At 33.5% G+C, this 12,985-nt stretch carries 9 protein-coding genes; 3 read left to right on the top strand and 6 right to left on the bottom strand.

The genetic code is table 11. The annotated features are described in order from the left end of the window. Window positions 1-161 precede the first annotated feature (161 nt). Complete coding sequence (locus OZP15_RS10455; RefSeq protein WP_281336051.1) at window positions 162-2,660, top strand: PIG-L family deacetylase; 2,499 nt, start codon at window positions 162-164, stop codon at window positions 2,658-2,660. 248 nt (window positions 2,661-2,908) lie between these two features. Continuing rightward, the gene (locus OZP15_RS10450) at window positions 2,909-4,633 is read left to right on the top strand and encodes a sodium:solute symporter family protein (RefSeq protein ID WP_269225388.1); all 1,725 of its coding nucleotides are present in this window, start codon (window positions 2,909-2,911) and stop codon (window positions 4,631-4,633) included. A 58-nt stretch (window positions 4,634-4,691) separates the two neighbouring features. Here the strand turns inward: OZP15_RS10450 and OZP15_RS10445 are convergent, their stop codons facing one another. The 4 genes from OZP15_RS10445 to OZP15_RS10430 all read right to left on the bottom strand — a co-directional run bounded on the left by OZP15_RS10445 (window position 4,692) and on the right by OZP15_RS10430 (window position 7,678). Further along, complete coding sequence (locus tag OZP15_RS10445) at window positions 4,692-5,537, bottom strand: DUF2911 domain-containing protein (RefSeq protein WP_281336050.1); 846 nt, start codon at window positions 5,535-5,537, stop codon at window positions 4,692-4,694. 72 nt (window positions 5,538-5,609) lie between these two features. Further along, window positions 5,610-6,263, bottom strand: coding sequence for an HAD family hydrolase (locus OZP15_RS10440; RefSeq protein ID WP_281336049.1), 654 nt, complete (start codon window positions 6,261-6,263; stop codon window positions 5,610-5,612). A 142-nt stretch (window positions 6,264-6,405) separates the two neighbouring features. After that, window positions 6,406-6,933 (bottom strand): KdsC family phosphatase, encoded by a 528-nt coding sequence (locus OZP15_RS10435; protein ID WP_269225387.1) that lies wholly within the window; start codon window positions 6,931-6,933, stop codon window positions 6,406-6,408. Next, on the bottom strand, window positions 6,917-7,678 hold the full coding sequence (locus OZP15_RS10430; RefSeq protein ID WP_269225386.1) for a Rossmann-like and DUF2520 domain-containing protein: 762 nt from the start codon (window positions 7,676-7,678) through the stop codon (window positions 6,917-6,919). Before OZP15_RS10430 ends, OZP15_RS10435 begins: the two co-directional genes overlap by 17 nt. Before the next feature lie 415 nt (window positions 7,679-8,093). Between OZP15_RS10430 and OZP15_RS10425 the strand changes: the two genes are divergently transcribed. After that, window positions 8,094-11,315: a cytochrome c biogenesis protein gene (locus OZP15_RS10425; protein ID WP_281336048.1), complete on the top strand. Its 3,222-nt coding sequence runs from the start codon at window positions 8,094-8,096 to the stop codon at window positions 11,313-11,315. Between the two features lie 234 nt (window positions 11,316-11,549). Here the strand turns inward: OZP15_RS10425 and OZP15_RS10420 are convergent, their stop codons facing one another. Both OZP15_RS10420 and OZP15_RS10415 read right to left on the bottom strand, forming a co-directional pair. Then, window positions 11,550-12,338 carry an anti-sigma factor gene (locus OZP15_RS10420; RefSeq protein WP_269225385.1) on the bottom strand — a complete coding sequence of 263 codons (789 nt, stop codon included), beginning with the start codon at window positions 12,336-12,338 and terminating at the stop codon, window positions 11,550-11,552. Continuing rightward, the gene (locus OZP15_RS10415; RefSeq protein WP_269227915.1) at window positions 12,338-12,868 is read right to left on the bottom strand and encodes an RNA polymerase sigma factor; all 531 of its coding nucleotides are present in this window, start codon (window positions 12,866-12,868) and stop codon (window positions 12,338-12,340) included. Before OZP15_RS10415 ends, OZP15_RS10420 begins: the two co-directional genes overlap by 1 nt. Window positions 12,869-12,985: the final 117 nt, after the last annotated feature.

Genomic DNA, 12,985 nt, shown 5'->3' with positions numbered 1-12,985 from the left:
AATATAAAAACTAAATACAAATTATCACAAATTTTAATGATGCTAAAATTTGTGATAATTTTTTTAGATAAGATTTGCTTACTTAATTTCATTTGGTCTAGTTTTTGTTGAAACATTCAAGACACTTCTTTTCCTATTTTACCCATTTAATTCCTTAAAAAATGAAGAAAGTTTTAATCTCATATTTTGTTATTTTCCTTCTTTGTTTTCAAACCATAAATGCGCAACAACTCCAGAAACCCAATTCGGTAGAAATTTACAATCAAATTCAAAAGCTAAACTTTTTAGGTTCAGTATTGTATGTTGCCGCACATCCTGACGACGAAAATACCCGATTGATTTCTTATTTTTCGAATGAAATTAAAGCCAGAACTGCTTATTTGTCGTTGACTCGTGGCGATGGTGGGCAAAACTTAATTGGACCTGAACTCCGAGAATTATTAGGCGTTATCAGAACCCAAGAATTAATCGAAGCCCGAAAAATTGATGGTGGCGAACAATTATTTTCTCGTGCCAATGACTTTGGCTATTCTAAAAATCCAAACGAAACATTAGAAATTTGGGATAAAGAAAAAGTGCTAGCGGATATTATTTTTGCCATCCGAAAATTTCAACCCGATGTAATTATCAATCGATTCGATCATCGCACTTCGGGAAATACGCACGGACATCATACCGCATCTGCATTGTTGAGTGTTGAAAGTTTTAATAAAGCGAATGATCCCAACATTTTTCCAGAACAATTGAACTTGGTGCAACCTTGGCAAACCAAACGTCAGTTTTTTAATCCTTCGGTTTGGTTTTACGGAAGTCAAGAAAAATTTAATACTGCCGATAAATCGAATTTTATCTATTTGCAAACAGGTGTTTATTATGCCGCCATTGGCAAATCTAATCAGGAAATTGCCGCTTTGAGTCGCAGTCGCCATCAATCGCAAGGTTTTGGAAGCACAGGAGTTAGAGGCGAAGAAACCGAATATTTAGAGCAAATTAATGGTGATATTTTAAAAGATAAAAAATCAGTTTTTGAAGGTATTGATACGTCTTGGAATCGAGTAAAAGGAGGGAAGTCTATTGGCGAATTACTAACTAAAATTAGTTCTGAATTTAACTTTTCCAATCCATCAGCAAGTATTCCAAATTTGGTAAAAGTGTATTCAATGATACAATCTTTAGAAGAAAATCATTGGAAAACAATCAAATCAGAAGAGATTAAAAAAACCATTGCTGCTTGTGCAGGTTTGTATCTTGAAGCGGTATCACAAAATCCAGAAGCAGTTCCGGCTAGTATTTTGAAACTAAAAATCGAAGCCATAAATAGAAGTGCAGTTGCAATGAATTTGGTTAACCTAACGATTTTGCCAGAATCTAAAAGTATTCCACAGCATTTGGATTTAAAGAATAATCTACTTCAAAATATAAATCTTGATATAGAATTGCCAACAACTTTAGATTACAGCCAACCGTATTGGTTAAAAGAAAAAGGAACGGATGGGATGTATAGTGTTTCGGATCAAAAAAATATTGGAATTCCAGACATTATTCGAGAGGTAAAAGTCGTTTTTACTATTCTTATTAATGGAGTTGAAATCCCGTTTGAGCGCACTGTGGTTTACAAATACAACGACAATGTAAAAGGAGAGATGTACAATTATTTGGATATTATTCCTGCGGCAACAACCAGTATTTCCGATAAAGTATTGCTTTTTACGAATACTAAAAAGAAAAGAATTACTGTAAAAATTAAAGCGGGAAAAGATGCTGTAAAAGGAGAATTACAACTCGAATTACCTGAAAATTGGATAGTTTCGCCCAAATCAATTCCTTTTAGTTTGGATAAAAAAGGACATCAAAAAAACGTTCATTTTGAAGTGACACCTCCAGATTCGGAAGAGGAAGCAATCGCCAAAAGTGTGGCTATTGTGGATGGCAAACGCTATGACCAAGACCAAATTATTATCGACTACGATCATATTTCGAACCAGCAAGTGCTAAAATTTTCAGAATCAAAATTTATTCGTTTGGATTTGAAAACGAATAATGAGAGAATTGCATACATCATGGGAGCAGGCGATGAAGTTCCGAATAGTTTGAAGCAAATGGGGTATAAAGTCACGCTGTTAAATCCTAAAGAAATTACCCCTGAAAAATTGCTTAATTTTGATGTAGTAATGACAGGAGTTCGTGCCTATAACACTATCAAAGAGTTAGCAAATAAGCAAACTATCCTTTTTGATTTTGTTAAAAGTGGTAAGACAATGCTGGTGCAATACAACACACCAAAAGAATTAATAACTGAAAATATTGCTCCATTTCCGTTGAAACTTTCTGGAGATAGAGTAACAGAAGAAAATGCTGAAGTTCGATTTTTGGCTCCTGATCACCGAGTTTTGAATTCGCCAAATAAAATTACAGCAAAAGATTTTAAGGGTTGGAAACAAGAACAAGGATTGTATTATCCTAATGATTTTGATGCTGCTTTTGTGCCTATTTTATCTTCTAACGACAAAGGCGAAAGTCCTAAAAATGGTGCTTTGTTGTTAGCTCCTTATGGAAATGGATATTATATTTATACTGGTTTAAGCTTCTTTAGGGAATTACCCGAAGGCGTTTTGGGTGCTTACAAATTAATGGCAAATATGATTTCGTTGAAAAATTGATTTGTACTTCAATATACAATTTATGATGATTTTAATAATTAGTGCAACTTGAAAACCTATTTTTTCGTGTAAATTTGCACAGCTCGTGTTCAACTTATTGATGCGATTGCTTTAGTCTTTAATAAAACAAAAAGCTATGAATATTAAAAAAGTTTATAATTGGAAAAAAAGCTACACTTGGGTTTTAGTAGCCAATGCCATTTACATTTTGATTTTTGTTTTTTTAATGCAACTTTACTCCTAAAATTATGCAATTATTCGATTGGATTGTTCTAATTATTACCTTGCTATTTATAGTGATTTATGGTGTTTGGAAAACGCAAGGAAGCAAGAATGTAGAAGATTACATCCTCGGAAGCAACGAAACACCTTGGTACACTGTGGGACTTTCGGTTATGGCGACACAAGCCAGTGCGATTACTTTTCTTTCCACTCCAGGACAGGCTTATCACGACGGAATGGGATTTCTACAATTCTATTTTGGTTTGCCCATGGCTATGGTGGTTATTTGTTTGACCTTTATTCCTTTGTATCACAAATACCGAGTTTTTACCGCTTACGAATACCTCGAAAAACGATTTGATTTAAAAACCCGTTCTCTAGCAGCCATTTTATTTTTAGTACAAAGAGGTTTAGGAACCGGATTGACGATTTATGCGCCAGCGATTATTTTGTCGGCATTATTGGGTTGGAATCTTACCATCATGAATATTGTGATTGGAGTTTTGGTAATCATTTACACTTTTTCGGGAGGAACCAAAGCGGTCAACGTGACCCAAAAACAGCAAATGTTTGTGATTATGTCAGGTATGTTTATCACATTCTTTTTGATTTTGTATTATTTGCCTAACGATATGACTTTTAGTAACGCTTTGCATATTGCTGGGGCAAATGACAAAATGGATATTGTAGATTTTTCGTTTGATCCAGAAGAGAAATATACTTTTTGGAGCGGAATTACGGGCGGTTTTTTCTTGGCATTGGCTTATTTTGGTACCGATCAATCGCAGGTAGGACGCTATTTATCTGGAAAATCAGTTCGTGAAAGCCAAATGGGATTGATAATGAATGGCTTACTTAAAGTACCCATGCAGTTTTTTATCTTGCTTACAGGAGTGATGGTTTTTGTGTTTTTTCAGTTCAATCCAGTTCCATTGAATTTTAATCCCAACAACAAAGCTTTAATAGAAAAATCAGCTTTTAAAAACGAATACCATTCGCTTGAAAAAAAACTAGATGCTTTGTCTGAAGATAAAAAAGTAATCAACTTATTGTACATTGACCAATTGAATCAGGATTATGATAATCCTATTTTGCGAAAAGAATTAGTTGCGTTATCCAGTAGAGAAAAAGATTTGAGAGATCGTGCTAAAGAAATTATTCAAAAAGCAGACAGTAATAGTGAAACTAATGATAAAGATTATGTTTTTTTTCATTTTATTCTGCACTATTTACCTAAAGGATTGATAGGTTTATTATTAGCGGTAATTATTTCAGCTGCCATGTCTTCTACAGCTTCTGGATTGAACGCCTTGGCATCAACTTCTGCGATTGATATTTATAAACGAAATGTAAAAGAAGAAAAATCAGAACGGCATTACGTAAATGTAACCAAGTTTTTTACCTTGTTTTGGGGAGTGGTAGCTATACTTTTTGCCAGTATTGGAACTTTGTTCGAAAACCTGATTCAATTAGTAAACATTGTTGGATCTGTTTTTTATGGAACGGTTTTGGGGATTTTTTTGGTTGGATTTTATATCAAGTACGTTCAAGCAAAAGCAATATTTTATAGTGCGGTAATTAGTCAAATAACCATTTTTATTATTTATTATTTTTTCATTTTTATCTATCCAAGTGGCGAAGAAAAATTAGGCTATTTATGGCTCAATTTCATTGGAGCATTGTTGACTATAGTTTTGTCTATCCTCATGCAGTTTACTCTTTTCAGCAAAAATGAATTTCAAGAAGCATAAAAAAATCCCGTTTTGAAAAATGAATCAAAACGGGATTTTTGGTTAATATTGATACCTATTATTTCTTGCTCCAATCGGCAATACTGTCTTTATTCATTTTGATATAATCTTGATTTTTGGCAGCTTCGGCACCAGCTAACGAGATTTTTGCAGTTTCGATTGCTCCTTGTTTGTCTCCTTTTTTAGCTTGAATTAATGATTTCAGGCGATAGTAATAAAAAGGTTTTTCTTTGCTCATTTCCAATGATTTGTCGATATAAGTCAATGATTTAGCTAAATCACCATTCGATTGAAATAGGTATTGTGAAGAGGCATAATAATCAGCTGCTGTCGGTCCTGCCAATGCTTTTTCGATACTTGCCGTTGCAATTTTTTGGGTTGGAACTTCAAATTTTATACTAGCAATAGTGTTTTCCCAAGACAATTCTAGATTAGCAAAATTGTTATCTAAATTATCAATTCCAATAGTAAAACTTTCTACAAATTTATCTAAATGTTGAGATTTTACTGTTGTTTTCAAAGCAATTTTAGATTCATCCCAAGTTTGTGGTGTTCCCCAATTATCTGTAGCTGTGTAAAAATAGACCTCCCAGTTATCAGCCCTTGGATTGGTGTATAAAGCATATTTTCCTTTTGGTAAGATTTTGCCATCAATTGTAACATCATCGCTAAATGAAACTGTGGTGTTTTCATTAGCGCCAGTTCTCCATAATTTGCCAAAGGGCACTAAATTATTGAATACATCACGACCTCTAGCACTAGGTCTGGAATAAACAACTTCTACATTAGTCAAACCTACCACTTGTATTAAAGTCGATTTCGGACTCGCTTGCGGTGTTTTTACTTGGGCTTCTGTCACATAGTTAGCAATCATCATTGCTAGTAGGAAGATTATTTTTTTCATAGTATAAAATTTAGTTTTTTCAAAATTACAAATTCAAAGAATCAAAAAGTGTTAATTATTAGCTAATTGAAGTTAGTAATTTGAGATTATTTCAAAATTCAATTCGTCAAAATTATTGATTTTAACATCTGCCATTGATATATCTTGCAATTTAGAATTGACACTGTTATAACCCACACAAAAAATCCCTGCTGCTTTTGCTGCTTTTACACCGTTAGTACTGTCTTCTATAATGATGCAGTTTTCTTTTGGAGCTACAGACAAACTAGCAGCATATTCAAAAATAGCTGGATCGGGTTTTGAATTAGGAAAATCTTCTCCGCTCACAATATGAGTGAAATATTGGTGTAAATTGAATCGCTTGAAAACTCTGTCAATTGTTACTTTTGCTGCCGATGAAGCTAAAATTAATTGCATTCCATTGCTGTGCAAATCCTGAATTAATTTTTCAACACCTTCAATTAAATACAAATCTTCTTTATTGTCAAAAGCATCGTTAAAAATGGTTCGTTTTCTTTGAATCAAATCTTCAACTTCTTGTTCTATTGGGAATAAATTTTTTAGTTTTTGAAACGTATTTCGGGTCGAATTTCCCATAAATGTAGTGAACATATCCTTGGAAACATCAATGTTTAATTCGGCAAAATGTTGAAAATAAGCATAACTGTGAACGGGTTCCGTATCAACGATTACGCCATCCATATCAAAAATTACTGTTTTTATCATTTTAAATTTAATTTTAGATTTATGAGTTTAGATTGTTTTTGCAAGCAATTTTAGATTTCTGAATTTAGATTTTAGATTGTTTCAGCAAGGTTAATTTTTTTGGAAGTACACAATCTGCAATCTGATTACTGACCACTGAATACTAATCTAGTTTTCCATCAAAATAGGTATTCCATTTTCCTTGCACTCGCATTACTTGTTCGATCACATCACGAACAGCACCTTTTCCGCCATTTATGTGCGAAATGTAACGGGAAATAGTCTTGATTTCTGGACAAGCATCTTGAGGACAACTAGGCAATCCAACCAATTGCATCACATTATAATCCGGAATATCGTCGCCCATATAGAGAACTTGTTCGGCATTGATATTATTTATTTGGGTGTATGCTTTAAAGGTTTTTACCTTATCTGGCGAACCCAAGTGAATATTTATTATTCCTAGATTTTTCAATCGAATGCGAACACCTTCGTTACTTCCTCCCGAAATTATGCAAATGTTATAACCGCTTTCTACAGCCACTTTCAACGCAAAACCATCACGAATATTCATGGTTCGAAGCATTTCACCTTCATTGGTTACAAAAACGGAACCATCCGTAAGTACGCCATCAACATCGAATACAAAAGTCGTGATGTCGTTCATTATTTCTTTATAGCTTTTTGCCATTATTTTGTATAGATTGTGTTAGTATTTGATAGATGTTTTTTTGATTTTCGTCTAATAAAAAATCCAAATGACTGGCAATGGTTTGTTTGTCATTTCGAATCGCTGGACCAGTTTGTGCTTCGTTTGGCGAAAGGGTCATGATTTTATTTGCTGTTTCCTGAATTAAAGGTTTCAAAATCTCAAAAGGAACATTATTTTCTGTACAGATTTTATTTCCCATTTGATACAGATGATTCACAAAATTATTTACAAAAACGGCCGAAACGTGCAATGCTTTCCGCTGTTCGGAATTGATTTCATATACTTTATCTGAAATTATTTCGGCTAGATTTTTCAATAATTCAAAATCGGTTTCATTTTCGCATTCCAAACAAAGTGGAATTTGACTAAAATCGACATCTGCCTTTTTCGAAAAAGTTTGTAAAGGATAGAAAATTCCGTTTCTGTTTTTTTTGTCCAAAGCGTCTAAAGAAACACTTCCTGAAGTATGCACCACCAAACGATTTTCGAAAGGCAATTGGGATGAAACTTCAGCAATAGCATCGTCAGAAACGGCTATGATGTACAAATCAGCTTCTGTCAAATCTTTGAAATTGTTGGTAATTTTATCAGCATCGACTAGGTGAGTGAGGGCTTGTTTTTGTCTTGAAAATGCTTGTATGACATCGATTTTTTCGCTTTTGGCGAAAGCCTTAATCAAATGTTGAGCAACATTTCCAGAACCGATAAGTATTACTTTAACCATTCTGCAAAATTAAGCAAAAAAGTTAAATGTTAATAAGCACGGCATTCGCTTTTAAAATTCCACCGCAGATTCGCAGATTTTAAAAATAAATATAGTGCTGTTTTATTTCACTAATTCAAAAATCTGCGTTAATTTTTTCTGAATTATACAGTAAAAATCTGCAAATCTGCGGTATGATTTTGCGTTTAATCTAAAAGCGAATGCCTTGATTGATAAGTGTATTTCTAACGGATTCCAAAAAAAAATTTCATCACAAAATTTCACAAATCAATCTGTGTAAGTTTGTGAAATCTCTGTTAACTATTTTAAAAGATTGTCATCTCTATTTTTGGTTTTAATTAACAAACGTCAAAATTTGCAACTCAACATTTTTGAGTACTTTTGTACCACTTTTACAAAACGTAATTCTTCATAAATGAATACTAAATTTACTTCCATTTTATTTTCCACTCGATTAATGGCAATACTTTTCCTGACTTTTGCAGTTGCAATGGGTGTTGGAACTTTTATCGAAAGCAAATACAATACTGATACCGCTAGAATTTGGATATATAACGCTTGGTGGTTTGAAGTAATTATGGTGTTTTTTCTAATCAATTTTTTTGGAAATATTCAGCGTTACCAATTATTAAAAAAAGAGAAATGGGCCACTTTATTGCTGCATTTGTCTTTTATTTTTATCCTCACAGGGGCTTTTATTACCCGATATATTAGTTATGAAGGAATGATGCCAATTCGCGAAGGCGCTTCGGAAAATAAATTTTATTCGGATAAAATGTACCTAACCATTTTTGCCGATGGCGAATACAAAGGCGAAATGAAACGCCGAGTTTATGAAAAACCATTATTGCTTTCGCCAGTAACTAATAATAATTTTTCTATTGCTGAAAATTTTGCAGACATTCCATTTAAAGTGGAATATGAGAACTTTATTATGGGGGCAAAAGAAGTAATCAAACCCGATCCAAAAGGCGTTTTGTACCTAAAATTAGTTGAAGCAGGTCAGGGCGGACGTGAAGAACATTTTTTGAAAGAAGGAGAAATTCAAAACATTCATAACGTACTTTTTACGTTGAACAAATTTACAGCAGGCGCTATTAATATTACTATAAAAAATGGTGTTTCTACGATTCAAATGCCGTTTGAAGGTGATTTTATGCGAATGGCTGATCAGCTAAAAGGCAAAGTTGTCAAAGATGTGGAACAACCCTTGATGATGCGTTCCCTTTACAGCGTTGGCGAAAAACGTTTTGTTTTTCCTGATCCTGCAATGAAAGGAAGTGTCGATTATGAATCTAAAAATGATTTTAAAGCCAAAGGAAGTGAAGATGCGTTGGTACTAAAATTGACTGCCGAAGGACAAGAGAAAACAATTAAATTATTAGGGTCTAAAGGAAAATCAGGTCAGTCTAAATCGGTTAAAATAGGGAAAGTAGATTATACTTTTTTCTTCGGAAGCAAAGAATACATTTTGCCGTTTAGCATTAAATTAAATGATTTTATAGCTCAAAAATATCCTGGAACCGAGAAAAGTTATTCCTCGTTTGAAAGTAAAGTTACCGTTCAGGATAGTACCGAAACTTTTGATGCTAGAATTTTTATGAATAATATTTTGGATTACGAAGGCTACCGATTTTTTCAATCTCAATTTGATCCAGATGAAAAAGGAACTGTATTGTCTGTAAATCATGATTTTTGGGGAACAAATATTACTTATTTTGGGTATTATTTGTTGTATTTTGCATTGATGGCAATCATGTTTACCAAGCATTCTCGTTTTGCTGATTTGAAACGAAAATTAGAAGTGGTAAAAACCAAAAAAGACAAGCTAATTACGATATTGATTTTATTGTTGAGTTTTAATGCTTTTGCACAAGAGCACGACCACAATCACGATCACAATGCTCCAGGACACCATCACGAAGCACCTGTAAGTACGGAAAGTACAGTAGCTCCAGAAATAATTGTACCAACGGCAAAACAAGTCGATTCTATTCTTAACAAGCGTAAAGTATCAGAGGCACACGCAGCTAAATTTGGGCGATTGATTATTCAAGATGCGGGCGGAAGAATGAAACCAATCAATACTTTTTCGTCTGAATTGTTGCGAAAAGTGAGTCATGAAAATTCGTATAACGGAATGAATCCCGATCAGGTTTTGCTTTCTATGACAAAGGAAGGTAGCGTTTGGATTCACGTTCCGATGATTTATATGAAAAGCGGAAATGATAGTATTCGTAAAATTATTGGCGTAGATTCTAAAGCTAAATATGCGTCATTCGTATCCTTTTTCGATAAGTTTGGGAATTATAAATTAGCCAAATATTTGGATGCTGCCTACAAAACTGCCAATCCGAATCAGTTTGAAAAAGATTTTGTAGAGACGGACAAGAAAATCAACTTGATGAACGATGCCTTGAGTGGCAGTATCCTTAAGATTTTTCCAATTCCTAACAATGCTAATAATAAATGGATTTCTTATCCTGAATTAGGACAGGCTCATTTGCAAGGAATGGCATCAATGTACACTCAAAATATTTTGCAACTTTACTTTGCAGCATTAGATCAAGCTACGGTTTCTGGTAATTATAAAGATGCAGATGGATTATTAGAAAGTTTGAATGGTTTCCAGAGAAAATACGGGAGCAAGGTTCGTCCAAGTGAAGATAAAATCTCTATGGAAATACTATATAACCAATATGATGTGTTCCAAAAACTCCCTTATTGGTATCTTACAGCTGCTATTTTGATGTTGTTATTTACGATTCTTAAAATATTCAAAGAAAGAAAAGTACTGACTATTTTGGTCAACACGATGCATGTTATTATCGGTTTGCTTTTTGTTTTGCATACACTGGCTTTAATCGCCCGTTGGTATATTTCGGGTCATGCACCTTGGAGTAATGCGTATGAATCTATCATTTATGTGGCTTGGGCAACAATGTTTTTTGGATTGGCATTCGACATTAAATCGAAATTGACTGTGGCATCTTCTGCTTTTGTAACTGCAATGATTCTGACAGCGGCTTACATGAACTGGATCGATCCTGAAATTGCTAATTTGCAACCTGTTCTGAATTCCTATTGGTTGATGATTCACGTAGCGATTATTGTGGCAAGTTACGGCCCATTTGCTTTGGGAATGATTTTAGGAGTTGTTTCGCTATTGTTGATTTTGTTTACCAATGAAAAAAATAAAGCCAAAATGGAACTCAATATCCTTGAAATATCATACATCAACGAAATGGCATTGACTATTGGTTTGATTATGTTGACTATTGGTAACTTTTTAGGTGGACAATGGGCGAACGAAAGTTGGGGTCGTTATTGGGGTTGGGATCCAAAAGAAACTTGGGCATTGATTAGTATTATGGTATATGCGTTTGTGATTCACGCTCGTTTTGTTCCAGCTTTAAGAGGAAAATGGATTTTCAATCTAATGAGTGTTTTTGCTTTCCTGTCAATTTTGTTTACTTATTTTGGGGTAAATTTCCACTTGGTAGGTTTGCATTCTTATGCCAGTGGAGAAGCAAAATCATTGGATTGGATCTGGCAATCAATACTAGTTATTTCAATTTTAGGTGCGATAACGTATCCAAAATACAGGAAATATTACAGTAAAAAGAGTAAGAAATAATTAGCTCTAAACAATTAGACTTTTAAATTTTACCATATAAGGCATATAAGTTCATATAAGTTATTTACACAAAATTTAAATGAACTTATATGCCTTATATGGTGAAAAAATGATACTGCTTTGATATCATTTTTTAATTTCTATTGATTGAAAATCTCTGACAATTTTTCAACCAAATAAAAAAGCCTTCAATCATTACAATTGGAAGCTTTTTTATTTAAAACAGTTTTAGGTTTACACTTTCCCCAAAGTATATAATTGTTCCATTGTTGGCGATTTGCTTCCGCCTGCTGGTTCTAATGTAATTCCAAAGGCTTCGGCATCGCTTGTTTTTTCTACAGCAAATATTCTTTCTTTATTGGCAGTAAAGTCAGACAGTAAACCAATGCTTGTTGGAGTCAGTTGTGGTTGTAATTTTAAAGACCAAATTTGGTACACCATTCCTTCTGGTGGTTCTGGCAAACCGCTGGCATCTACATAAACCACTTCGGTTTCTTTGTTCCAGTAAATTTTAGCTGACGATGTTGGCGAAACTGCTTGACCTCCAAGAGTAATTACCGTATTTTTTGTATCACGAACTACAGTCAAAGCGGTTGTTGTTTGCTTGTTTTTAAGTTCTAAACTAGCAACGTTCTCTTGCAAATTTGCTTTTTCTTTTTCGGTAGTTGCTACCAAGTTTTTAGTTTCGGATAATTGCAGATATTGATACCCAACTCCAACAAAAAGGATAGCAGCAGCTGCCCAACCTATATATTGGTTTCTATTAGATATTGATTTCATTGGAATCACTTTTGAATGTTTCAAATCTAATTTAGCTTTGATTTTTTCAAAATTTTCGGCAGATAAAAACGGAGAAAAACTAGTCGATAAGTTCACAATTGCTTTTTCAATTGAAACAATTTCGGCTTCGATTTCTGGATGTTTTTGTGCCAATTGGCTCACTTCTGTGTTTTCGGTTTCGGAGAGCAAACCATAAACATAGAGTTCTAAAATCCCGGTTTCTATATATTGTTTCGTGTCCATTATACTTTTAGATAAGTTCTTAAATCATTAATGCAATTTCTGTTGTGTGTCTTGATCGTTCCTAACGGAATCGATAATTCTTCTGCAGCTTCTTGTTGTGTATAGCCTTGAAAGAATAATAACTCGATTATTTCAATACACTTTGGTTTTAATTTTTTGACAAATTCTAGAATTCCAATCGTATCAATTTTGTTAGATAGTTTGTTACTGTCGTCTAATAGATGTACGAAATTATCAGACGATAGGTTTTTTTGACTGTTATTATATCCTTTAGATCTTAATTTGTCAATGGCTGTGTTTCGTGCAATGTTTAACATCCAAGTGTACAAACGTCCCTTACTTTCGGCATAACTATCAATGCTTTTCCATATTTTTACAAATACTTCTTGCAAAACATCTTCGGCATCTTCAGTCTCCTTTAAAAGATTCGATATTACACTAAATAAACTTTTCGAATACATATCATACATGATTGTAAATGCCCGCTCATCCTTCTGGAGGATCAACGGAATTAATTCTTCTTGTGTCATTGTTTTTTTGTTTTTGTTAAAAGCATATACGATAGAAATCCCATTTTGGATGTTATAAAAGTAATTCATTTTATTTTTCTTATAAAAGAAATTTTTTTAAACTTTTTTAAAACTGTA

The organism is Flavobacterium eburneipallidum, assembly GCF_027111355.2.
Classification (GTDB): Bacteria; Bacteroidota; Bacteroidia; order Flavobacteriales; family Flavobacteriaceae; genus Flavobacterium; species Flavobacterium eburneipallidum.
Note: the sequence above shows the minus strand (reverse complement) of the source record. Positions and strands in the feature narration are given on the sequence as shown.

What these genes read in the sequence shown, in the direction of transcription:
- OZP15_RS10430 (WP_269225386.1), bottom strand. Translation starts at nt 7,678, where the DNA reads ATGGTTAAAGTAATACTTATCGGTTCTGGAAATGTTGCTCAACATTTG.
- OZP15_RS10420 (WP_269225385.1), bottom strand. Translation starts at nt 12,338, where the DNA reads ATGGACACGAAACAATATATAGAAACCGGGATTTTAGAACTCTATGTT.
- OZP15_RS10455 (WP_281336051.1), top strand. Translation starts at nt 162, where the DNA reads ATGAAGAAAGTTTTAATCTCATATTTTGTTATTTTCCTTCTTTGTTTT.
- OZP15_RS10450 (WP_269225388.1), top strand. Translation starts at nt 2,909, where the DNA reads ATGCAATTATTCGATTGGATTGTTCTAATTATTACCTTGCTATTTATA.
- OZP15_RS10435 (WP_269225387.1), bottom strand. Translation starts at nt 6,933, where the DNA reads ATGGCAAAAAGCTATAAAGAAATAATGAACGACATCACGACTTTTGTA.
- OZP15_RS10445 (WP_281336050.1), bottom strand. Translation starts at nt 5,537, where the DNA reads ATGAAAAAAATAATCTTCCTACTAGCAATGATGATTGCTAACTATGTG.
- OZP15_RS10425 (WP_281336048.1), top strand. Translation starts at nt 8,094, where the DNA reads ATGAATACTAAATTTACTTCCATTTTATTTTCCACTCGATTAATGGCA.
- OZP15_RS10415 (WP_269227915.1), bottom strand. Translation starts at nt 12,868, where the DNA reads ATGACACAAGAAGAATTAATTCCGTTGATCCTCCAGAAGGATGAGCGG.
- OZP15_RS10440 (WP_281336049.1), bottom strand. Translation starts at nt 6,263, where the DNA reads ATGATAAAAACAGTAATTTTTGATATGGATGGCGTAATCGTTGATACG.